Genomic DNA, 23999 nt, shown 5'->3' with positions numbered 1-23999 from the left:
ACGTGAATTCATGAAAAAGAATGATCTGCCTGCTTTACAGGAAAATTGTTTCTGTTTTTGTGATGAGGAAATTAGCAGAGAAGCGCCGTTTCAAGTGCCGATTGACATTCCCGAGGGGTTCACCATTGATTCTGCCGAAGCAGCTGCGACGGTTACATGGAGTACTGATCATTTATTATGTATCAGTGAGCCTTGCTTAATCCAGACTGGGCCGGAACCAGAAAATATCGGTGTTCGATATGCCGTGAGAGTAAAAGGGACCGTTACGCTTCTTGTCAGTGTGTCGCCTGTACGAAATCAATATGGACAAGGGGACGGGTCTGTTTCTGTGATTCATACTGAAGAGATTGATCAAGTTGTTTATTATGCAGCGCAGTCTGGCCGCTGTCCTGATTTCAGTCAGATAACAGTGGAAGATATTCTCATTGTACCGCCTTTCTACGGCAGTCCGCTTACGGTGACCGGTACACTTGTTTTACCGCCATCGCCAGACCCTCAATCGTATGTGTTTACAGCCAATTCAGGAGACAGCACGGTTTCGGTTATTGATTCAGATTTAAACACTGTTGTAAAAACAATCCCTTTTTCTGACGTGCCAACTAATCTAGGCGTTACTTTCGATAAAGCTTTCACGTATGTCCTCCATGGGAATACCAACCTTGTCTCAGTGCTAGATAATAAAACATTAACCATCATAAATACCATCACTGTTGGAGGAGGGCCGAGAAAGGTTGAATTTGATTCAACAGATGAGTTCGCGTACGTGATGGCCGCCGGATCTATATATATGATCAACATGGCCTCTCAATCGGTCATTGATGTCATTCCGATACCCGGCGCTTTAGACTTTGCTCTTGATCCCAATGGACAGTATGTCTATACCGCTAATGGAAGCAGTTGGTCGGTTGATAAATATGATGTAAATACTGGGCAGTTGGTAGAAAGTATCATAGATACATTTGAATTTCCCAGTTTAATTGCCACTCCTTACGCTGGAAATTTTGCGTATGTGTTGAATGGTGAGCTGCTGCCGAAAGGTGTAACGGAGATCAGTTTGTCACCATTAGGCAGGGGAGGCGACTTCAACCGTTTATTTGAAACTCTGAGGACGATTGTATTTTCTCGCGATAGCACTAGGGCTTATTTTCTAGAGCCATATAGTGAACCGTTTCTCATTAATAACTTATACGTAGTTAATACGGCTGGACAGAGGATCATTGCAAACGTGTCTCTGCCCGGCGCCTTTGACCTCGCCGTAACACCTGATAATCAGTACATTTATGCAGCACAGCCCGACGACAATACCGTAACCGTATACCGCACGAGTGATTATACAGCCATGACGGTGATTCCGGTTGGGGCTGGTCCGTCAGCGATTGCGATGTAGCTTATTTCACAGGTTGAGAGAAGCAGAGCTGCGATAAAAAAATCTTTTATAAATAAATGAGCCGATCTGCTGGATGGCAGCCAGGATGATTAAAAACAGCAGTTCACTTATGGTGAAACTGAGCATCCACCAAACCCCGGCTCCTGTCAGCGCTCCCGCAAGCCCTTTTTTGAACAGGCTGCCATGCTGGAAAAGCTGCAGCAAGTACGTCCGCATAAAATACAATAAATACAAAATCAGTAACACCGTGAGTCCCATTGATACGGCAAGGGGCGTGTGAAAGCGGAAAGGGACGGCTTTGACGATTTCGAACACGCAGCCGAATATGATGACTTGGCATAATACAGCAGCCATCACGTGTGTTTGGCGGACGTTTTTATAGCTGTCACGCAGCGCTTTGACATCGTTGGCATTTCTGCTGCACAATCTATGCTGCTGGAAGTCGCAGCAGCTTCGATGAGACTGTTTGGGTTTCTGAAAAGCTGCTGTCATGTTTTTCACGGATTGGGTGACATAGTGATATGATTTTCTCTTCTCATAAGGAACTGCTTTTTATGAGGTTTATCTTCAAATCTAATGAGCAATGATGGTAAGATAGAAGCAGTTGAAGTTTACAAACTGAAGGATTATACTATTCAAGTCAAAGCGGAATGATGAAAAGGACGTGTCAAAATGAAACAAGAGACACCGATAACACTCCATGTGAAGTCTGTGATCGAGGATGACGGAAATGAGGAAGTCATCGAATTCCGTACAACCGGATTTTACTATGTAAAACAACAAAAAGTGTATCTATCTTATTATGAAGAACACGACCTGGGCAAAGTAAAAACGATTGTGAAGGTGAGCGAAGGCGAAGTCCTGATCATGAGGTCAGGCGCTGTTAAAATGAATCAGCGTTTCATAACGGGAGCTTCCACAATTGCGAAATATAAAATGTCATTTGGTGAGCTTGAGCTGCAAACAAGCACAAAATCGATTCAATCTGATCTCGGTGAAGAAAAAGGCCGAATCAGCATCGCATATGACATGCATGTCGGAGACGAGCAGCAGCATTTACATAATATGACGATCACGTATGAGGGAGGAACTCACGCATGAATATTGCGGAACAAATGAAGGACGTGCTGAAGGAAGAGATCAAAGCGGCCGTTCTGAACGCGGGCCTGGCGGACGAAAGCCAGATTCCAAGCGTACTGTTAGAAACGCCGAAAGAAAAAACACACGGTGATTATTCCACAAACATGGCGATGCAGCTGGCGAGAATCGCAAAAAAAGCGCCGCGCCAAATCGCTGAGGAGATCGTGGCGTCATTCGATAAAGGCAAAGCTTCCATTGAAAAGATGGATATTGCGGGACCCGGCTTTATCAACTTTTACATGAACAACAGCTACTTAACAAAACTGATTCCGTCCGTGCTTGAAGCGGGTGAACATTACGGAGAGACAAACATCGGACAAGGCGAAAAGATTCAGGTCGAATTCGTATCGGCCAACCCGACGGGAGATCTTCACTTAGGCCATGCGCGCGGCGCGGCGGTAGGTGACGCGCTGTGCAGCGTGCTTTCTAAAGCGGGCTATGATGTGAGCCGCGAATACTATATTAATGATGCGGGCAACCAGATTAACAACCTGGCGCTTTCCGTTGAAGTCCGTTATTTTGAAGCGCTCGGTCTCGAGAAACCGATGCCGGAAGACGGCTACCGCGGCGAGGATATTATCGCCATCGGGAAAAAGCTTGCCGAAGATTTCGGCGACCGTTTCGTACACGAAGAGGAGAGCGAACGTCAGGCGTTTTTCCGTGAATACGGCTTAAAGTACGAGCTTGATAAACTTCGCTCCGACCTGGAAAATTTCCGCGTGCCGTTTGACGTATGGTATTCTGAAACGTCACTGTACGAAAACGGAAAAATTGATCAGGCGCTCGAGGCGCTTCGCGAAAAGGGCCATGTATACGAAGAGGACGGCGCGACATGGTTCCGTTCCACAACGTTCGGCGACGATAAAGACCGTGTGCTGATCAAAAAAGACGGCTCATACACTTATTTGCTGCCGGATATCGCATACCATAAAGACAAACTTGACCGCGGATTCGACAAGCTCATCAATGTATGGGGCGCGGATCACCACGGGTATATTCCGCGTATGAAAGCGGCAATTGAAGCGCTCGGTTACAAGAAAGGCACATTGGAAGTTGAGATCATTCAGCTCGTTCATTTATACAAAAACGGCGAAAAAATGAAGATGAGCAAACGTACGGGGAAAGCCGTAACGATGCGCGACCTGATTGAAGAGGTCGGCCTTGACGCGGTCCGTTATTTCTTCGCGATGCGCAGCGCTGATACGCACATGGATTTTGACTTGGATCTTGCCGTATCCACATCTAACGAAAACCCTGTGTATTATGCGCAATACGCACATGCACGTATTTGCAGCATGCTTCGCCAAGGGGAGGAGCAGGGACTTAAACCGGCGGCAGATCTTGATTTCAGCCATATTCAATCAGAAAAAGAATATGACCTGCTGAAAACGATCGGCAGCTTCCCTGAGGCAGTGGCAGAAGCGGCGGAAAAACGCATTCCTCACCGTGTCACAAACTATATTTATGATCTGGCTTCCGCTCTGCACAGCTTCTATAATGCGGAGAAAGTCATCGATCCGGAAAATAAAGAGAAGAGCCGCGCGCGTCTCGCTTTAATGAAAGCGACGCAAATTACGCTGAACAATGCGCTTCAGCTGATCGGCGTATCCGCTCCGGAAAAAATGTAATGATGATCAAAGGACAAAGTCTTCGGGCTTTGTTCTTTTTTGTATATCAAGCGTGTGATGTAATTCACAATCCCGCACACTGAGTTTTTGTATGATAAGACTGATATTGAATCAGTGAAAGGGGCAAGCCGAATGATCAATCGTCAACATATTCAATTATCGTTGCAGTCATTAAGCTTAGTGGCAGGGTTTATGGTGTGGGTGCTGATTTCATCGCTCATTTCTCAAATGACATCAGATATTCATTTAAGCAAAGGCGAGATTTCATTGGTGACGGCGATTCCCGTTATTCTCGGATCGCTTCTCCGTATTCCTTTAGGATATTTAACGAACAGGTATGGCGCGCGGCTGATGTTTATGATCAGCTTCATCCTGCTTTTGTTTCCTGTATTTTGGATCAGTATCGCGGATTCTTTATTTGATTTAATCGCGGGCGGCTTTTTCTTAGGGATCGGGGGAGCGGTATTCTCCATCGGAGTGACGTCCCTCCCGAAATATTATCCGAAAGAAAAGCACGGTGTCGTCAATGGGATTTACGGTGCCGGAAACATCGGCACCGCCGTTACTACCTTTGCGGCGCCGGTTATCGCTCAAGCCGCGGGATGGAAAGCAACCGTGCAGATGTATCTTGTTTTGCTGGCTGTTTTCGCATTACTGCACGTTTTGTTCGGCGACCGGCATGAGAGGAAAGTCAAAGTTTCCATAAAGACACAAATGAAAGCCGTTTACCGAAATCATGTGCTGTGGATGTTGAGCCTGTTTTATTTTATTACGTTCGGCGCCTTTGTCGCCTTTACCATCTATCTTCCGAATTTTTTGGTTGAGCATTTTGGGCTGAGCCCTGCGGACGCCGGTCTGCGGACGGCCGGCTTTATTGCGGTCTCTACGCTGCTCAGGCCTGTGGGAGGGTTTCTTGCAGATAAACTGAGCCCGCTCCGTATTCTGATGTTCGTTTTCGCAGGGCTTACGCTGTCAGGCGTCATGCTGTCATTCTCCCCGACGATCGGCCTTTACGCGTTCGGATCGCTGACGGTGGCAGTCTGCTCAGGGATTGGAAACGGGACTGTTTTTAAATTGGTGCCTTTCTACTTTTCGAAGCAAGCGGGGATTGCCAACGGTATTGTGTCAGCTATGGGCGGACTGGGCGGTTTTTTCCCTCCGCTGATTCTGGCAAGTGTATTTCAGGCAACAGGCCAATACGCGATCGGGTTTATGGCGCTTTCAGAGGTCGCGTTAGCCAGCTTTGTCCTTGTGATCTGGATGTACTGGCAGGAAAAAATGAAAACACATACGGAGAGAAACAGTCAGAGCCTCAATTCATAATGATCCATTCACAAGATTGTTAGTTTTTTCTGGGTGAGTGCAAATCAAGTCACGTTACAATATACATACGCAACGTGACTTTCTTCGAGGTGAGCTCATGAATATTCTCTCTGTCCGAAAATCTGATAAAGAACTTCTTTCCCGCGAACTGCATGAATTGCTGGAATCGATCAGTACGAAAAGGAAAATGAAAAAACACACGTATTTGTTTCAAGAAGGAATGGATGCAAAAGAGCTTTATCTGATTCAATCAGGACTCATTGAAATCGGCAAGCTGACGTCTGACGGAAAAGACCTGACGCTTAGAATCTGCCAAAAAAACGATATTGTCGGGGAATTGACGCTATTCACAGATGAGCCGAGATATATGCTCAGTGCGAAAGTGTTAGAGGATGGCGAGGTGCTCGTCATCAATAAAAACAAGCTGGAAAAGGAATTGATCCAAAACGGTGTTTTGACGTTTGAATTTATGAAATGGATGAGCACCCATCTTCGAAAAATCCAGTCCAAGATCAGGGACCTGCTTCTTCACGGCAAAAAGGGGGCGCTCTATTCCACCCTTATCCGCTTATCAAACAGCTACGGGGTGGAACGAAGCGACGGGATTCTGATTAACATTGTGCTGACAAATCAGGATTTGGCTAAGTTTTGCGCGGCGGCAAGGGAGAGCGTCAACCGCATGCTGGGAGACCTCCGCAAACAAGGGGTTATTTCGATAGACGAAACCGGAAAAATTATTTTGCACAAGCGGCACTATTTACGATGCGAGATCGAGTGTGAAAATTGTCCGCTTGAGATCTGCAATATTGACTGAAAAAAACAAGGACAGCGGTGTCCTTGTTTTTTTACCTTGTGATAAACAGGCACATGACGGCAAGAAAGAAGCCGGCATTTACGATTTCCAGAATGCCGATCGTTTTCACCGGCCAGTCTCTTCCGTGAAAAAACCAGGCCCGCAGACTGCTTGGGATAAAAGCGAGAAACGCCCAGCCTGCCCCGAAAAGAGCCGATAAAAAGGGGAGCAAGAGGTGATATCCCCACGACCAGTATGCAAAGGTTCTGTTTTTTCTCTCCCGTATGACCGATTTCACATAAAAAGAACTCCCGACAAAAAATAAAGCGGATTGCAAGAATAGAAACCAGGCCCAGCCGTCAAGGGTTCCCGTTCCCAGCCAGCAGCTCGCAAGCCCGCCTGAACAAAAGAACAGAACACCTGCAATATCATTCGTGAGCGCCCGTTCGTTTTTTCGGCGGGCATAATGCGTATGTATGAGAAACAGCGGCAATAAAAAAACGCCGATCCAGACGAGCTGCGGCTTATGAAAGACAGAAATGATCAAAAAGCAGCAGGCCGGAAAACCGTAATACCATATCCACTTTTGATAGGGCTGAAGCTGTTTTTTTTCAAAGCGAGCGAAACGGGATAAACCGTCAAGTAAAGGAACAGCCAGCCCAAAAAGAGCGGAATATGCCAGAAAACCGGGCCTCCCTTGACCATGCCGAGTAAAAATGGAATCAGCAGCATCGCCCATGCGCCGTGCTGCTTCGGAATCATCGCCTTCATCGAAACCCCCCTTTTTATTTCATTATAAGTGCAAACACTCTCCTGATTAGTGACTTTTATCATACAAGCTGTGAAATACATCACTGCCGCGCGGGCTCAATCGGGCTACACTAAAGCTATCCTTAGCACAGGAGGCTTTCCTATGAATCAGTGTGACTATTTATTATTTCTGAAACAACTTCCTATGTTTAATGAAGTGCCTCTGTCCATTGTCGAAACCTTGCTGAAAAACGGGACGTTTATCCGCGGCTCATCTGACCAATCTCCATCCTTTCTTCATTCACAATCCGTTTATATTGTATTAAAAGGCAATATCCGTTTTACGGACAGCAGGCTCCCTGTAGGGTCGCAAACCGTTGCGCTGTGGGAAAAAGGCGATGTGTTTCCGATTGATGAAAAAGGCGGGCTCTCTTTATCGCCTTTTATCTCAGTCAATGCCTCACCGGATATTCTGGTACTCCATATTCCATATTCCGTATTTAAGCAAATGATGTCTTACCATCCGCGGCTGCAAATGAACTTTTTGGCGATGCTTCAGCAAAATGTCTTCTGTTCCTATCAGTTGTTTTTGCGGTATCTGCATACATCACGGGATGAAAACGCCGAACCCGGTTCTTAAACAGAACCGGTTTTTTTTGATGACGCCGGGCGTCCCCATATCGTTTGAAAATCCTTCCTGCTGCTCTGTGTGAACGTTTTGTGAAAAAAGCAGAGTGTGTGACATAGTTCACAAGGTGATGCGCCGTCTCTGTTTATAGTGTACATAGCATCACCTGACTCGGAAGGAGTGAACGATCATGAAGAAAAAGAAAATGAGTCCGTTGCTCAGGAGATTAAACTATTTTTCTCCTATCGAACATCATTCAAATAACCATAGCCAAACGACAAGCGAAGATCGTGATTGGGAGAATGTATACAGAAACAGATGGCAGTACGACAAAGTCGTTCGCTCCACCCACGGCGTCAACTGTACGGGTTCTTGCAGCTGGAATATTTATGTGAAAAACGGAATTGTCACGTGGGAAGGACAAAACTTGAATTATCCATCAACAGGCCCGGATATGCCTGATTTCGAACCGAGAGGCTGTCCGCGGGGGGCCAGTTTTTCTTGGTACATCTACAGCCCGCTCCGTGTGAAATATCCATATGTCCGCGGTGTGCTGATCAATTTGTGGCGGGAAGCGTTGCAGGCGCATCAAAATCCGCTGGATGCCTGGAAATCGATCGTCGAAAACCCTGAAAAAGCGAAGTCCTATAAACAGGCAAGGGGGAAAGGCGGCTTTGTCCGCGCGGAATGGCCGGAGGTGCTGAAGCTGATTTCAGCCTCTCTGCTGTATACAGTGATGAAATACGGGCCTGACCGGAATGTCGGTTTTTCTCCGATCCCGGCGATGTCCATGATCAGCCACGCATCAGGTTCGCGATTCATGTCGTTAATCGGCGGCCCAATGCTCAGTTTTTATGACTGGTATGCGGATCTTCCGCCGGCGTCCCCGCAAATTTGGGGCGACCAGACGGACGTTCCGGAGAGCAGTGATTGGTACAATTCAGGCTATATCATCACATGGGGCTCCAACGTTCCGTTAACGAGAACGCCTGATGCGCATTTTCTGGCGGAAGCCCGCTATAAAGGCGCCAAGGTCATTTCAATCAGCCCGGATTTTGCGGAATCCTCAAAGTTTGCGGATGACTGGCTGAGTATCCGCCAGGGGACTGACGGGGCGCTTGCGATGGCGATGGGTCACGTCATTTTGCAGGAATTTTACGTGAACCAAGAAACTGAACGTTTTACTGAGTACGCGAAGCAATACACCGATTTTCCATTCTTCGTCACTCTGTCAAAAGAAAACGGCGTGTATACAGCCGGGCGGTTTCTGCATGCAAAAGACATCGGGCGGCAGACAAAAAATGATCAGTGGAAGCCGGCGGTCTGGAATGAACAGACAGGTGCGTTTGCCATACCGCAAGGAACAATGGGCTCCCGCTGGGACGGGCAGCAGAAATGGAATCTGCACATGATCGACGAAGACACCGGGGAACAGATTGAGCCCCGTCTCTCCGTGCTCGGAATAGAGGACGAAATCGGCATGGTGCGCATTCCGTATTTTTCAAATGACGGAAACAAAGTGCTGGAGCGGAATCTTCCTATTAAAAAATTGGATCTGAATGGTGAGGAGACGTACGTCACGACCGTGTTTGACTTGATATTGGCCAACTACGGCGTGAACCGGGGCATCGGCGGACAATCAGCCGCATCTTATGATGATCCCCGTCCGTTCACACCTGCCTGGCAGGAACAGATCACGGGAATTAAAAGAGAAGCCGTTATACAGATTGCCAGGGAGTTTGCCCAAAATGCGATCGATACAGACGGCAGATCCATGATTATCGTAGGGGCCGGCATTAACCACTGGTTCAACTCCGACACGATTTACCGTGCGGTGTTAAATCTTGTTTTACTCGTAGGCGCCCAAGGCGTAAACGGCGGAGGCTGGGCTCATTATGTCGGTCAGGAAAAGCTCCGTCCCGCTGAAGGGTGGCAGACGATTGCAACCGCAAAGGACTGGGAAGGCGTGCCTAAGCTGCAAAATGGCACTTCGTTTTTCTACTTTGCGACAGACCAGTGGCGTTATGAAGACCAGCCGATCAGTGACTTGGCTTCACCGATCGCTTCTTCATCCCGCTACAAGCATCACGCCGATTACAATGTGCTGGCGGCGCGATTAGGGTGGCTTCCGTCCTACCCGACATTCAATCAAAACGGCATTGATCTGTACAAAGAAGCTGAGAAGGCGGGGGCGGCGACACCTGAAGACGTAGGTGCGTACGTGGCCTCACGGCTTCAAGAGAAAAAACTGAAATTCGCGATTGAAGACCCAGACAATGAAGTGAATTTCCCAAGGAATCTCTTCGTATGGCGGGCAAATCTGATCTCCAGCTCAGGAAAAGGGCATGAATACTTTCTTAAGCATCTGCTGGGGACGACGAACGGTTTGATGAATGACGACAGCGACAGCATTCGCCCTGAAGAAATCAAATGGAGGGAGCAGGCACCGGAAGGAAAGCTCGACTTGTTAATCAACCTCGATTTTCGAATGGCGGGTACGGCGCTGTATTCCGATATCGTGCTGCCGGCGGCGACATGGTATGAAAAACACGATCTCAGCAGCACGGATATGCATCCGTTTATTCATCCATTTGCTCCGGCCATCTCGGCGCCGTGGGAATCGAAGTCAGACTGGGATATTTTCAAGGCGCTGTCAAAAGCCGTTTCCGATCTGGCGGAAGAAGTCGATATGGAGCCGGTGAAAGAGGTAGTCGCCACGCCGCTCCTCCACGACACGATGCAGGAATTGGCCCAGCCGTTCGGCAAAATCAATGACTGGAGCAAAGGTGAATGTGAAGCCATTCCGGGAAAAACGATGCCGAACATCCATGTCGTTGAACGGGATTACAAACACATTTTTCATAAAATGACCGCGCTCGGCCCTCATACGGCTTTAAAACCGAGCGGAACAAAAGGGATGAGCTGGTCGATTGCAGATGAATATGAATCACTCAAACAGAGACTGGGAGAAACCGATTCAAACAGCGTTGCCAAAGGATGCCCGAATATAAGTGAAGCGAAGCAGGCAGCGGAAGCGATTTTAACCCTGTCGTCCACCTCCAATGGAAAAGTCGCCGTGAAAGCATGGGAATCGCTTGAAAACATCACAAACCTGAAGCTGAAAGACCTGGCGGAAGAGCGCGAGGAAGAATGCTTTACGTTCGAGCAAATTACAGCCCAGCCGAAAACGGTCATCACCTCTCCGGCCTTTACCGGCTCAGAAAAAGGGGGGCGCAGGTATTCGCCGTTTACGACGAATGTGGAAAAATTAATTCCGTGGCGGACGCTGACAGGCAGACAATCCTATTATGTCGATCATGAACTGATGATGGAATTCGGTGAAACGATGGCGACATTTAAACCGATCCTCCAGCACCGTCCGTTCCTAAGCAAGCGGCCTGATCAAGAGGGCAAAGAAATCGTTCTTAATTATTTGACGCCGCATAATAAATGGTCCGTCCACAGCATGTATTTTGATTCTCTGCCGATGCTAACGCTGTTCCGCGGCGGGCCGACCGTGTGGATGAATAAAGATGATGCTGCGGATACGGATATCAAAGACAACGATTGGATTGAATGCTTCAACCGAAACGGCGTTGTCGTGGCGAGAGCGGTTTTGTCTCACCGGATTCCTAAAGGAATGGCGTTTATGCACCATGCACAGGACCGTCACATTAATGTGCCCGGCACAAAACTGACAAATAACCGCGGAGGTACCCATAACAGCCCGACAAGGATCCACGTCAAGCCGACCCAGATGATCGGGGGCTATGCCCAGCTCAGTTACGGCTTTAACTATTACGGTCCGACGGGGAATCAGCGCGATCTGAATGTCGTCATCCGCAAGCTGAAGGAGGTCGATTGGCTTGAAGATTAAAGCGCAAATCGGGATGGTCATGAACTTGGATAAATGCATCGGCTGCCACACGTGCAGCGTCACCTGCAAAAACACGTGGACAAACCGTTCCGGTGCGGAATATATGTACTTCAATAATGTAGAAACAAAGCCTGGCATCGGCTACCCGAAGCAATGGGAGGATCAGGACAAATATAAAGGCGGCTGGACGTTGAAAAAAGGAAAGCTTGAACTGAAATCAGGCCCGAAAACGAATCGGCTTGCAGGCCTTTTCTATAACCCGAACCAGCCGACGATTGATGACTACTATGAACCTTGGAACTATGATTATGAAACATTAACAAACAGCCCGCAGAAAAAACACCAGCCGGTGGCACGGCCGAAATCGTCCTTGACGGGGGATTTTATGAATATCGAATGGGGCCCGAACTGGGAAGATGATCTCGCGGGCGGCCATATTACAGGGCTTGAAGATCCAAACGTTCAAAAAATGGAGGAATCCATTAAAACGGAATTCGATGAGGTCTTTATGATGTATCTGCCGCGTATTTGCGAACACTGCATCAATCCGGCGTGCGTGTCATCCTGTCCTTCCGGCGCCATGTACAAACGCGATGAAGACGGCATTGTGCTTGTGGATCAAAACGCATGCCGTTCATGGAGGTATTGCGTGTCATCCTGTCCTTATAAAAAAGTCTATTTTAACTGGCAAACGAACAAAGCGGAAAAATGCACACTCTGCTTCCCGCGATTGGAGGCGGGGCTGCCGACCATCTGCTCCGAAACGTGTGTGGGCAGAATCCGCTATCTCGGCGTCATGCTGTATGACGCGGACAAAGTGGAGGAAGCGGCCTCTGTTGAAAATGAAAAGGATCTCTACCATTCCCAACTGGACGTTTTTCTTGATCCGAATGATCCTGAGATTGCCAAACTGGCAAAAGAACAAGGCATCCCTGCTGAATGGATAGAGGCTGCGCAGCAATCGCCGATTTATAAAATGATCATTGACTGGAAGATTGCGCTTCCGCTTCATCCTGAGTACCGTACGCTGCCGATGGTTTGGTACATTCCGCCGCTCAGCCCGATAATGAATCTCTTTGAAGGAAAAGGCAGCCGGCAAACGGCGGAAGCGATTTTTCCGGCTATCGACCAAATGAGAATTCCGATTGACTATTTGGCGCAGTTATTAACGGCCGGTGATACGGAACATATTCGGTCAACGTTAAAGAAAATGTCTGTCATGCGCCAGTATATGAGGGCGGTGCAGACGAATAAATCCATCGACCCGGCATTGGTCTCCAGTGTCGGCTTAACCGAACAGCAAATTGAAGACATGTATCGGCTGCTGGCAATCGCCAAATATGATGACCGCTTTGTGATCCCGAGCAGCCATCGTGAAGAAGTGTCTGATTTATACGCTGAACAAGGGAGCTGCGGCTTATCATTTTCAGGCGGCCCGGGCTCTTGTTTCTAATTTTTCATAAATGAGGTGTAATAACATGAACACCACAGACCGGCAAATGACGTTCTCCGCTCTTTCCGTTCTTCTCTCATATCCGGAGGAAGAGTGGAGAGCCGGGCTTCCCGATTGGAAGGCTCTTATCCATGACATCAACAATCAGCAAATCCGTGAGAAATTGCTGCACTTTTTAGAGGCGGCAGCCGGCTTTTCTCCGCAAGCGCTGATTGAACACTATGTGTATACGTTCGATTTCGGAAAAAAAACGAATATGTACGTCACCTACTTTAACTCAGGCGAGCAGAGGGAACGCGGCATCGAATTGCTGCATTTAAAAAACACCTACCAGCAATCCGGTTTCCTGCCGACAGATAAAGAACTGCCAGATTACCTGCCGCTGATGCTGGAATTCGCCGCGGTTGCGGAGATTGAAGCGGCGAGAAGCGTGTTTGAGAAATACCTGTCCAATGTGAGGGAGCTGGCTTCCCGCCTCGAAAAAAATGACAGCATCTATGCTGAGCTGCTGCGCGTGCTGCAGGCCGCGCTGGAAAACATCGGTGTACATGAAAGCACTGAAGAAGGGGCTGTTCAGGAATGAGCGGGCAGATCCTGTGGGGCGTTATGCCATACATTGTATTGACGATCTTTATCGGCGGGCATATTTACCGCTATCAGCATGACCAATTCGGCTGGACGGCGAAATCAAGCGAGCTGTTAGAAAAGAAAAAACTCGCCGCTGGCAGCACACTTTTTCACTGGGGCTTACTATGCGTTGTCGGCGGGCATGTCATGGGAATTTTGATCCCGGAAGGCGTGTATGCTTCTCTTGGCATTTCCGAGCATATGTATCACAAAATGGCGATCGGCGCAGGCCTGCCGGCGGGGATCGCGGCATGTGCCGGACTTGTGATCCTGACATACAGAAGGCTGTTTGACAAAAGAATCCGCAAAACCAGCTCACCATCGGATATCCTGACGCTCATCCTGCTGCTTTTTATGATGCTGTCGGGCGTTGCGGCCACGTTCCTCAACATTGACTCGAAAGGATTTGATTACAGGGCAACAGTCGGGCCGTGGTTCAGGGAAATCGTTTTGTTCCGCCCTGACGCTTCTTTGATGGAGAGTGTCCCGCTATGGTTTAAGTTTCATATCATCATAGGGTACGTCGTTTTTATCCTCTGGCCGTTTACAAGATTGGTTCACGTGTTCAGCCTGCCGCTCAAGTATTTGACCCGCAGCTATGTTGTCTATCGGAAACGCACGTAAAAATCCCCCCTGCAAGAGGGGGATTTTTTATGGTGGAAAAATAAAAACATAAGATATTTTCTGCCAAGGTAATGGCTGGGCGGCGGGGATTCCTGCTATGTTTTATTTGGAAATAACATCAACAAAAGGAGAGTGAAGAATGAAGCGGATTTTCCTCATTTTAGCCGCCTGTCTGATGACAAGCGCCGGCGTCCTGACACTCAGACATTCTCATGTATTAACCGGCGGCACAGCGGGACTGTCACTAAGCCTGTCATACGTGTTTCATTCCTCGTTTGCGATTATCTTCTTTCTGATCAATATCCCGTTTTATATATTTTCTCTCATCAGAATGGGAATCAAATTCACTCTATCCACCGTTTTTGCAGTCACAGTGCTGACTCTGTTTACCGGCGCGGATCACTGGCTGCCGCCGGTCTCTGTTTCACCGCTTGCCGGGGCGATTTGCGGCGGGGCGCTGATCGGGTTGGGCCTGTCGCTCATGTTTTATCATCAGGCATCGCTCGGCGGCGCCAATATCCTCGCTTTATTTCTGCAAAAGCGCTGCGGATGGAATCCGGGTGCCGTTAATTTCCTCTTCGATTTTGGCGTCGTGCTGGCCGGCATTTTCTCCGTCGGATTGCTGAAAGGGCTCTTCTCCTTAGTGTCGATAGCGGTCACCGGTCTGATCATCGGCATCTTCAAAAATAAAATCAAAGGCAGCTGCTCGCTCAATCCGGCATTGCTTCAGAACATCACACCCGGCCAATCACAGGAAGCTTCATCATAAGCCTTTCCGCTCGTGCGGAGAGGCTTTTTCATATGTTTACAAGCCGGAAAACAGAGGGTATACAGAGATATCGGATCAGATGGGAGAGAGTCGGGATGCTGAAAAGGAGACTGGAATTTTGCTTTTTATATATGATGCTTATCGGAGCATATGTCATATGGTTTTTTCCGGTTTCCAGGCTTGAGTTTTACGGAGGGGTGCTTTGCTATGCAAGCATTATTTTGTTCAGCATCTATTCGTTAATTCTTGAAAACCGCACCTCGCAGCACACGCTGTTATGGATTCATATTCTTGTGTTTTTTCCGATCGCCGGGTACTTATTTTACCTTTTTTCCGGCCAGCTTTATGAAAAAGGCAAGCTGTTCAGGTCGAAACGGACATACAACCGGGAAAAGCTGAGAACGATATTTGATATGGAGCAAACTCCCGACTTGTCCGGATTGAAAGGAAATCAAAAACGTTTCTTTCAGTATTCAATCAAAGCGGCCCATATGAATATCAATACAAAAAGCAGGCTGAAGGTGCTCAAAAACGGGGACGAAACATTTCCGGAGCTGTTTGAAGCGCTCCGGTCGGCAACATCATTTATACATATTGAGTATTACATGTTCAAATCAGACATGCTTGGGCACAAGATGATGGACATTATGATGGAAAAGGCGCGTCAAGGCGTGGAAGTGCGGTTTTTGTTCGACGCGGCCGGCAGCCTGAAGCTGGCCGGAAAAGATATTAAAAAACTGAAACGCGCGGGCGTGAACATCGTCCCGTTTCTGCCGCTGAAATACGGTTTTTTCAACCAAAAATTCAATTTCAGAAATCACCGCAAGATCGTCATCGTTGACGGGAAAGTCGGTTTTGTCGGCGGGCTGAATGTCGGCAAGGAGTATATCGGCAAAGACCAAGATGTCGGCTTTTGGCGGGACACCCATATGAAAGTCGAAGGAGAAATCGTTCAGACGCTCCACAGCATTTTTATGCTTGATTGGGAATACGTTTCGGATGAGGTGCTGATTGATCAGAAAGCATACACCCGCCCGGTTGCGGCAGAAAGCGGCGGCGTCTATCAAGTCGTTCCGACGGGCCCCGATATGAAGGAGCGGATGAGCGATCTGTATTATGCCATGATAGCGGCGGCCGAATCGTCTGTATGGATCGCGACGCCTTATTTCGTGCCGAATGAGCCGATCCGCACAGCGCTAAAGGAGGCTGCTGCCAGAGGCGTCCGGGTGCGTGTCATGGTGCCGGAAACCAATGACGGGTTTTTAACCCAGTACGCGACGAGATCATATTTCCCCGAGCTTCTTCGCGAAGGAATCGAAGTCTATTCCTATCAAAAAGGCTTTATGCATCAAAAGGTGCTCATCACTGACGGAAACCTCGCCTCTGTCGGGACGGCGAATATGGACATGAGAAGCTTTCAGCTGAACTTTGAAGTCAATGTCTTTTTTACAGATCAAGAGGCGATCAAAGATCTTGAAGCGCATTATCTGGAGGATATGAAGGAGTCTGAAAAAATCAGCCCCGTCCGTTTCTATAAGCGCACATTATGGGAAAGAACGAAGGAATCCTTCGCACGGTTATTTTCCGGCATTTTATAAAAAACGCTTTTAAAACTCCTTGTGTATAGTATAATTGAGAAATATTATCATTAAGAACGAGGCACAAGGAGGACGGAATCGTGCTGCGACAATTTTTTTCTTATTATAAACCGTACAAAAAGCTGTTTTTTCTCGACTTCTTTTCTGCCATTGCCGGCGGATTGATGGAGCTGAGTTTTCCTCTGATTGTCAATTACTTTATCGATACATTGCTCCCGGGGCGGGATTGGAGTCTGATTATTTTGACCTCGGCGGCTTTATTCGGGGTGTACGCCCTCAGCTCGGCGCTTCAGTATGTTGTGACGTATTGGGGCCATATGCTCGGCATTAACATTGAAACCGATATGCGGAAAAAGCTTTTCGACCATCTGCAAAAGCTTTCGTTCAAATTTTACGATAACAACAAAACGGGCAGTTTAATGTCCAAGCTCACCAATGATTTGATGTATATCGGAGAAACCGCCCACCACGGGCCTGAAGACCTGTTTATCGCGATTATGACGATTTTGGGCGCGTTCGGTGTGATGCTGTTTATTAACTGGCAGCTTGCGCTGTTGACTTTTATCATTATGCCGGTCGTCATTTGGCTTGCTTTGTATTTTAATAAAAAAATGACCTCTGCGTTTACAAAACTGAACAAAGACGTCGGAGACTTCAGCGCGAGGGTTGAAAACAATATCGGCGGCATCCGTCTTGTTCAGGCTTTCAGCAATGAAGCGTTTGAAACGCAGCGGTTTGACGTGAACAATCAGCGTTTCCGCAAAACAAAGCTGACGTCATATAAAATCATGGCGAAAAACGGCTCGATCAGTTACATGCTGACAAGATTCGTCACGCTGTTCGTCCTGTTGTGCGGGACATGGTTCGTGATCCGCGGATCGCTATCTTACGGGGAATTCGTCGCTTTTGTGCTGCTGACGAACGTTCTGTTCCGTCCGATTGATAAAATCAACGCGATTATTGAGATGTATCCGAGAGGCATTGCCGGTTTTAAAAGCTTTATAGAAATACTGGAAACGGAGCCTGATATCAAGGACGCCCCGAACGCGAGACATGTGTCCGGTTTAAAAGGGAATATCCGTTATGATCGTGTGTCATTCGGTTACGAAGAAAACAGTCCGGTTCTGTCGGGAATCAATTTGTCCATTCATGCCGGGGAGACAGTCGCATTCGTCGGGCCTTCGGGAGCGGGAAAATCAACGCTCACAAGTCTGCTGCCGCGCTTTTATGAGCCGTCTGAAGGCGTGATTTCCATCGACGGTATCGATATTAAGGACATGACGCTGTCATCTCTGCGCGGACAAATCGGCGTCGTCCAGCAGGATGTCTTTCTGTTTTCCGGCACATTGCGGGAAAACATTGCTTACGGGCGGCTGGATGCGTCTGAGGAAGAAATCTGGCAGGCCGTCCGCCAGGCGCATTTAGAGGATTTGGTAAACGGGTATCCCGACGGTTTAAACACGGTGATCGGCGAGCGCGGCGTGAAGCTGTCAGGCGGGCAGAAGCAGCGGCTTTCCATCGCCAGAATGTTTTTGAAAAACCCGTCGATCTTAATTTTAGACGAGGCTACATCAGCCCTCGATACAGAAACGGAAGCCGCCATTCAAAAATCGCTGCAAGAGCTGTCTGAAGGACGCACAACGCTTGTGATCGCCCATCGGCTGGCTACGATTAAGGATGCGGACCGGATCGTCGTCGTCACGAAAGAAGGCATTGCTGAACAAGGTCATCATAAGGAACTGCTGGCATCCGGCGGCATGTACCAGAGACTCCATCAGGCCCAATTCGGCGAGCTGATACATCAATAAAAGAAAAAGGATAGACAAAAGGGGCCGGGCAGCCTCCTGTCTATCCTTTTTTATGTAGTCCGTATTTAATGGGCTTCTTTTTGCGCAGGTTCGATGATATGTTTGAAACGGTCAACAAGCTGCACCGCTTTCTTTCCTTCCACTACAATTAAATATTCTTGTTCTTTATGGGCCATTCTGAACGTTTCCAGCTCAATGATATCTTTGATCTTGCACATTGTTTTTTTAGAGTAGATATAAAGCTCGTGGCCTCCCGTGTGGCAAAGCTGATAAAGCTGAAGCATGTTTCGTAAAGTGAACTTCTTAGCGGCTATTTTCAAAGATGTAATGTTTTTCATATGTTTTCTCCTCCGTCTGATGGTCTGTTATTTCGGAAATTCCCCATATAAACGGGTGATAAACCTGGTTATGCCTTCCACTTCAGCACTCCGCCCGCCAGGCGTTTGACTCCGCGGATGGCGCTTAATTCTTCGACGAGCCGGAGCAGCGCCCGGTCTTTCTCTTTCGCCTCAATCATAAAATCGATGTCCGTATCCCATTGTCTGAACCGCTCCAGCACCGGCAGAATAAAATTCGCATCCACATAGTCCGCATGACTGCGTACGGCTGATTCCGATTTTGGCGAGGAGAGATGGACCTTCGGCTTTAAGCCGATCCGCTGCCATGTTTTGATCATCCGCGGAAGAATGTCATCTAAATCAGCGTCATCGGTCGGATTGGCGTAAAAATGGTGATAATCAAACACAAACGGAATGCCTTCTTGCTCACATATACTGAGTGTTTCCTCGGACGTATATGTTTTATCATCGTTTTCTAAAGTCATCCGCTGTTTGATGACATCGGGAAGTTCTTTCAGATTCACGCGGAAACGGCCAAGGGCGCTTTGTTTGTCACCGTAAGCGCCTCCGACATGGATGTTGATGACGGAACGGTCCGCGATGCCCATTGCGTCCAGCATGTCATAATGATAGGCCATATCCTTGACCGCATTTGCGGTGATCTCCTGTTTCGGGCTTGTAAAAAGCGTGAATTGGTTCGGATGAAAGCTCGTTCTCAGGTCATATTTTCTGACCAGCCCGCCGATCTCACGAAACTCCTGGCGAAACGGCGTAACAAAATCCCACAGCACGTCCGGGTGGGTGGCGAGCGGCACAATCGAGCTTGAGAACCTGTACAGCGGGATGCCGTGTCCGACCACATAGTGGAGAGTGCGCAGCGTATTGGTAAGATTTGCTTTCGTCACAGAAAGCAGGGCGTCTTTCCGCTCACTGCGGGAAAGCTTGGTATAGCGCGCATATGTTAAGGTTTTGGCGGGGGACGCGTCCCAAAGGCACATGGCGTTTGCGACGAATCCGAATCTGAACAGCATATGGTTTCTCCTTTATAAAAAGTAAGATATGGCCTTTCCCAGCCATTCTGCAGGAAGCTGTCTGACGGAGCGCTGTTTCACTTTTTCTAATGTGAGAAGCTCGGATTTTTCGATGTCCTGCTTTATGGTTGAAAGCACTTCCTTTGTAAAGGCCTCATCATGAATGATGACATTTACCTCCTCATTCCAGAACAGGCTCCGTTTATCAAAATTCGGCGTGCCGATAATGCTGATGCGGTCATCTATAATGAAGGCTTTAACATGATAAAAGCCTTGATAATACCGATAGATGAGGCAGCCGGCCTTCAGGAGCTCGGGATAATAGGTAAAAGCTGTTTCCCGAACGAGCGGGTGATCTGATTTCATCGGAACGATCAAGATGACTTTGACGCCTTTTCGGCAGGCTGAAATAAGCGCTTCCTGAAGCTTTTTGCTCGGTACATAATAAGGCGTGCCGATGATGATTTTTTTCTCCGCCTTACGGATGCAGTTTTCATAATGCGATTCAAGCGAAAAACCGTCAGATGCATATGTCCTATGAGAGATATTCCCTTCGGATAATGCCGGATAAACCCCGGGTGATTCGGGTGTTTTTCCGGTGTTTCGTTTCAGGTCGCTTACAAAAAGAGTCTGAAGATCCGCCGTGCCTTCGCCGGTCATCCGCAGGTGATAATCCTCCCAGTTTCCGAACTTCGCTTTTTTGCCGAGGTACTCTTCAGCGATATTAAAGCCGCCGACATAGCCGATTTTGCCGTCAATGACGGTCACTTTTCGGTGATTCCGTTTTTGCAGCCTGAAAAAAAGAAACGGAAATGCCGGTTTATTTAGAAAATGAACGTGAACGCCGGCTTTTTTCATCGTTTGAATGGAAGGCTTTTTCACTTGGCGGCTGCCCGCCCAATCGAGCAGCAGATATACGGAGACGCCGGCCTGAGCCTTTTCTTTCAATAAATCAAACATCTCATGGCTGACGTGGTCGTTCTTCATAATAAAAAACATCATATGAATAGAAGAGACGGCTTGGCGGATATCGGCCGTCATCTGCCGCACAAGCTCGCTGCCGCAGTGAATGAGTGTGATATCACTCTTTTTCGGGTCAAAAACGGGCTCATACGCCTGTTTTTTGTACGCCGCCCGGCCAAGCAGCATATCAAGCAGCATAAGTGCGATCAATATGATAAAAATGACAAGCAACACAAAAATGACCTTCATACCGACGCTCCTTTCCGAAGTATTCGTAGTGTGCCCTGAGAATGTGAATTTAATTATTGACTGAACACTCATTCATTATTTATGATAAAGTAAAGATATGACAATGAAGAGGGGTACAAAGGGGGAGACAAGATGAACGCATTTCTCATGGTAAACGCGCTGCTGTTTTCAGCTGTAACCGCTTACGCCGCTTATTTATTCGTTTACCTGATCAGAACGAGGATCGCTTATATTAAGCTCGGCCAAAGGGAAGAATTTGATAAACGCCTGAAAGAACGTCTTCAAAAGATATGGGTGAATGTGTTCGGACAGAAAAAACTGCTGAAAGATAAAAAAAGCGGCATCATCCACGTTCTGTTTTTTTACGGTTTTATACTCGTTCAGTTCGGCGCAATTGATTTTATTCTGAAAGGGCTGCTTCCTGACCGCCATCTGCCGTTCGGTCCGCTTTATCCGGCGTTTACCTTTTTTCAGGAAATCGTCACGTTTCTGATTTTAATCGCCGTAGTCTGGGCGTTTTACCGGCGCTACATTGAAAAACTCGTCAGACTGAAACGCGGGTTTAAAGCGGGGCTTGTCCTGCTGTTTATCGGCGGACTGATGGTGACGGTGCTTCTCGGGAACGCCATGAACCTTTTATGGCACGATCATTCTCTGTCTTGGACGGAACCGATCGCTTCCTCCATTGCGTTTGTGCTCGGCGGTCTTTCAGCGCCGGCAGCCGCCGCCGTGTTTTATGTTTCATGGTGGCTTCATCTGTTGTTTTTGCTCAGCTTTTTAGTGTACGTGCCGCAATCAAAGCATGCGCACTTAATTGCGGGCCCGGCGAATGTGTTCCTCAGCAGGCTGGATTCAAAAGGAAAGCTGGAAAAAATCGATTTCACCGATGAGACGAAAGAAAGCTACGGCGTCGGAAAGATTGAAGACTTCCGCCGCTCTCAGCTTGTCGACCTTTACGCCTGCGTCGAATGCGGCCGCTGTACAAATATGTGTCCGGCCTCCGGTACGGGCAAGATGCTCTCGCCGATGGACCTCATTTTAAAGCTCAGAGACCATTTGACGGAGAAAGGCGCTGCCGTGACGTCAAAATCTCCGTGGGTGCCCGCGCCCGTTTTTCAGCACACGAAGGCGAATCAGCTCGCCGCGGCTTCCTCAGGGGGAGGATCGCGTGAAGCGGCGGCAGCCATTGATTACAACCCGAGCTTAATCGGCGAGGTCATCACGGAAGAGGAGATTTGGGCATGCACCACTTGCCGCAACTGTGAAGATCAATGTCCGGTCATGAATGAACACGTTGATAAAATTATCGATCTGCGCCGCTATCTTGTGCTTACGGAAGGGAAGATGGACAGCGACGCGCAGCGGGCCATGACAAGCATTGAAAGACAGGGAAACCCGTGGGGCTTAAACCGGAAAGAGCGGGAGAACTGGCGGGAGCAGGCCGATACAGAGATTCCGACAGTGAAAGAAATGAAAAAACAAGACAAAGAGTTCGACTATTTGTTTTGGGTCGGCTCAATGGGTTCCTACGACAACAGGAGCCAAAAGATTGCCGTCTCATTTGCAAAGCTGCTTAATGAAGCGGGCGTATCCTTTGCGATTCTCGGCAATAAGGAAAAAAACTCAGGCGATACGCCGCGCCGTTTGGGCAACGAGTTTCTGTTCCAAGAGCTCGCGGAACACAACATCGGCGAATTTGAAAAACACGGAATCAAAAAAATCGTCACGATTGATCCGCACGCCTATAATATGTTCAAAAATGAATATCCTGATTTCGGATTCCGGGCCGAAGTCTATCATCATACTGAATTATTAGCCGAGCTTGTGTCACAGGGAAAACTAAAACCGCTTCACCCGGTGAATGAAACGATTACCTTCCATGACTCGTGCTATTTAGGAAGATACAATGAAGTGTATGAGCCGCCGAGAGCGATCTTAAAAGCCATTCCGGGCGTTCAATTGAAGGAAATGGAGCGCAGCCGCGAAAACGGGATGTGCTGCGGCGCCGGAGGAGGGCTCATGTGGATGGAAGAAGAAACGGGAGCGAGAATCAACACGGCCCGGACTGAGCAGGCGCTTTCTGTCAGTCCGACGGTCATCAGCTCCGGATGTCCTTACTGTCTGACCATGCTCGGTGACGGTACGAAAGCGAAAGAAGCCGAAGACGCGATCGGCACTTATGATGTCAGTGAATTGCTCGCCATGTCTGTATTCGGCGCCGAAAAACAAGAGTCTTTATAGAAAGAAGCGGGCCGCCGGCGCATATGCCGGCGGCTTTATTTTCGCACATCAGCCGATTTATGACGGGACGGCTCTAAAATTTCTTAAATTACGCTGTTAAGGGTAGCATATTCTGTTTTAATTTGTTTATAATGAGAGGTATGGTTTATGAACAAAACAATACAAATTCGTTCTTATTATAGGATAGAAACAGATACATATAAGTAATAGAAAGGGAGTGTCCGACCTTGAGTATCAAACAATATTCTCAGGAACAGCTGAAGCAGATGGCTTTAGTTGAAATCGCTCACGAAATTTTCTCAGAACATAAAAAACCGGTTCCGTTCCAGGAGCTGCTGAATGAAATGATCTCCTTGCTCGGTGTTACGAAAGAGGAACTGGGCGACCGTATCGCCCAATTTTATACAGACCTGAACATTGACGGCCGCTTTATTGCTCTGTCAGACCAGACGTGGGGGCTTCGCAGCTGGTATCCGTACGATCAGCTGGACGAAGAAACACAGCCGACTGTAAAAGCGAAAAAGAAAAAAGCGAAAAAAGTCGTTGAGGAAGATCTCGACCTTGATGAATTCGAGGAAGTTGATGAAGATGACATCGATCTCGATGAAATAGAAGAAGATATTGACCTTGACGCAGACAGCTTTGACGACGAAGATATCGATGAAGAAGATGACGACGAGCTTGAGATCGAAGAAGAGATGATTGAAGAAGATGAGGAAGATTATGATGATGAGGAAGAGGAACGCAAAGACTGATTTTATATCAGCAAAAC

At 47.9% G+C, this 23999-nt stretch carries 18 protein-coding genes and 2 pseudogenes; 15 read left to right on the top strand and 5 right to left on the bottom strand.

The features are described from left to right. The first annotated feature begins 10 nt into the window (after positions 1–10). The gene (locus HWY38_RS03620; RefSeq protein WP_224181279.1) at positions 11–1387 is read left to right on the top strand and encodes a YncE family protein; all 1377 of its coding nucleotides are present in this window, start codon (positions 11–13) and stop codon (positions 1385–1387) included. Between the two features lie 6 nt (positions 1388–1393). Here the strand turns inward: HWY38_RS03620 and HWY38_RS03615 are convergent. Further along, positions 1394–1906: pseudogene (locus HWY38_RS03615) on the bottom strand (bacteriocin biosynthesis protein AlbG); the annotation flags it as partial. A gap of 153 nt (positions 1907–2059) precedes the next feature. On the opposite strand from HWY38_RS03615, the gene HWY38_RS03610 reads away from it, so the two are divergent. The 4 genes from HWY38_RS03610 (at position 2060) to HWY38_RS03595 (ending at position 6292) form a co-directional block, all read left to right on the top strand. Further along, entirely contained in the window at positions 2060–2488 is a 429-nt protein-coding gene (locus tag HWY38_RS03610; RefSeq protein WP_032869448.1) for a DUF1934 domain-containing protein, read from the top strand. After that, complete coding sequence (gene argS, locus HWY38_RS03605; protein ID WP_224181278.1) at positions 2485–4155, top strand: arginine--tRNA ligase; 1671 nt, start codon at positions 2485–2487, stop codon at positions 4153–4155. Before HWY38_RS03610 ends, argS begins: the two co-directional genes overlap by 4 nt. Before the next feature lie 132 nt (positions 4156–4287). Further along, the gene (narK, locus tag HWY38_RS03600; protein WP_224181277.1) at positions 4288–5478 is read left to right on the top strand and encodes a nitrate transporter NarK; all 1191 of its coding nucleotides are present in this window, start codon (positions 4288–4290) and stop codon (positions 5476–5478) included. A 97-nt stretch (positions 5479–5575) separates the two neighbouring features. Continuing rightward, positions 5576–6292, top strand: a complete 717-nt coding sequence (locus HWY38_RS03595; RefSeq protein ID WP_224181276.1) for a Crp/Fnr family transcriptional regulator — start codon at positions 5576–5578, stop codon at positions 6290–6292. Between the two features lie 31 nt (positions 6293–6323). Here HWY38_RS03595 and HWY38_RS03590 read toward each other — a convergent pair. Continuing rightward, positions 6324–7042 (bottom strand): annotated as a pseudogene (locus HWY38_RS03590) (YwiC-like family protein). A gap of 142 nt (positions 7043–7184) precedes the next feature. Between HWY38_RS03590 and HWY38_RS03585 the strand changes: the two are divergent. The 8 genes from HWY38_RS03585 to HWY38_RS03550 all read left to right on the top strand — a co-directional run bounded on the left by HWY38_RS03585 (position 7185) and on the right by HWY38_RS03550 (position 18405). After that, on the top strand, positions 7185–7661 hold the full coding sequence (locus tag HWY38_RS03585; protein ID WP_224181275.1) for a Crp/Fnr family transcriptional regulator: 477 nt from the start codon (positions 7185–7187) through the stop codon (positions 7659–7661). 178 nt (positions 7662–7839) lie between these two features. Next, on the top strand, positions 7840–11526 hold the full coding sequence (locus HWY38_RS03580; RefSeq protein ID WP_224181274.1) for a nitrate reductase subunit alpha: 3687 nt from the start codon (positions 7840–7842) through the stop codon (positions 11524–11526). After that, positions 11516–12979 carry a nitrate reductase subunit beta gene (narH, locus tag HWY38_RS03575; RefSeq protein WP_224181273.1) on the top strand — a complete coding sequence of 488 codons (1464 nt, stop codon included), beginning with the start codon at positions 11516–11518 and terminating at the stop codon, positions 12977–12979. Before HWY38_RS03580 ends, narH begins: the two co-directional genes overlap by 11 nt. Before the next feature lie 25 nt (positions 12980–13004). Next, positions 13005–13562: a nitrate reductase molybdenum cofactor assembly chaperone gene (gene narJ / locus HWY38_RS03570; protein WP_224181272.1), complete on the top strand. Its 558-nt coding sequence runs from the start codon at positions 13005–13007 to the stop codon at positions 13560–13562. Continuing rightward, entirely contained in the window at positions 13559–14230 is a 672-nt protein-coding gene (gene narI / locus HWY38_RS03565; protein WP_007407624.1) for a respiratory nitrate reductase subunit gamma, read from the top strand. The genes narJ and narI overlap by 4 nt, the downstream gene beginning before the upstream one ends. Before the next feature lie 139 nt (positions 14231–14369). Next, entirely contained in the window at positions 14370–14999 is a 630-nt protein-coding gene (locus HWY38_RS03560; RefSeq protein ID WP_032875913.1) for a YitT family protein, read from the top strand. A gap of 95 nt (positions 15000–15094) precedes the next feature. After that, complete coding sequence (gene cls, locus HWY38_RS03555; protein ID WP_224181271.1) at positions 15095–16597, top strand: cardiolipin synthase; 1503 nt, start codon at positions 15095–15097, stop codon at positions 16595–16597. An 80-nt stretch (positions 16598–16677) separates the two neighbouring features. After that, entirely contained in the window at positions 16678–18405 is a 1728-nt protein-coding gene (locus HWY38_RS03550; protein WP_007614400.1) for an ABC transporter ATP-binding protein, read from the top strand. Between the two features lie 65 nt (positions 18406–18470). On the opposite strand, the gene HWY38_RS03545 is transcribed toward HWY38_RS03550, so the two are convergent. The 3 genes from HWY38_RS03545 to cls (HWY38_RS03535) form a co-directional block, all read right to left on the bottom strand. After that, positions 18471–18743 (bottom strand): hypothetical protein, encoded by a 273-nt coding sequence (locus tag HWY38_RS03545; protein ID WP_003151087.1) that lies wholly within the window; start codon positions 18741–18743, stop codon positions 18471–18473. A gap of 68 nt (positions 18744–18811) precedes the next feature. Further along, positions 18812–19774, bottom strand: a complete 963-nt coding sequence (gene uvsE / locus HWY38_RS03540) for a UV DNA damage repair endonuclease UvsE (RefSeq protein WP_224181270.1) — start codon at positions 19772–19774, stop codon at positions 18812–18814. A 12-nt stretch (positions 19775–19786) separates the two neighbouring features. Beyond that, positions 19787–20986, bottom strand: coding sequence for a cardiolipin synthase (cls, locus tag HWY38_RS03535; protein WP_224181269.1), 1200 nt, complete (start codon positions 20984–20986; stop codon positions 19787–19789). Between the two features lie 132 nt (positions 20987–21118). On the opposite strand from cls (HWY38_RS03535), the gene HWY38_RS03530 reads away from it, so the two are divergent. Next, on the top strand, positions 21119–23227 hold the full coding sequence (locus HWY38_RS03530; RefSeq protein ID WP_224181268.1) for a heterodisulfide reductase-related iron-sulfur binding cluster: 2109 nt from the start codon (positions 21119–21121) through the stop codon (positions 23225–23227). Positions 23228–23454: 227 nt separating this feature from the next. Then, a complete protein-coding gene (gene rpoE / locus HWY38_RS03525) occupies positions 23455–23982 on the top strand; it encodes a DNA-directed RNA polymerase subunit delta (protein ID WP_007614395.1) in 528 nt (175 codons plus the stop codon). Positions 23983–23999 lie beyond the last annotated feature (17 nt).

Source organism: Bacillus sp. KS1 (genome assembly GCF_020075515.1).
Taxonomy (GTDB): Bacteria; Bacillota; Bacilli; order Bacillales; family Bacillaceae; genus Bacillus; species Bacillus velezensis.
Note: the sequence above shows the minus strand (reverse complement) of the source record. Positions and strands in the feature narration are given on the sequence as shown.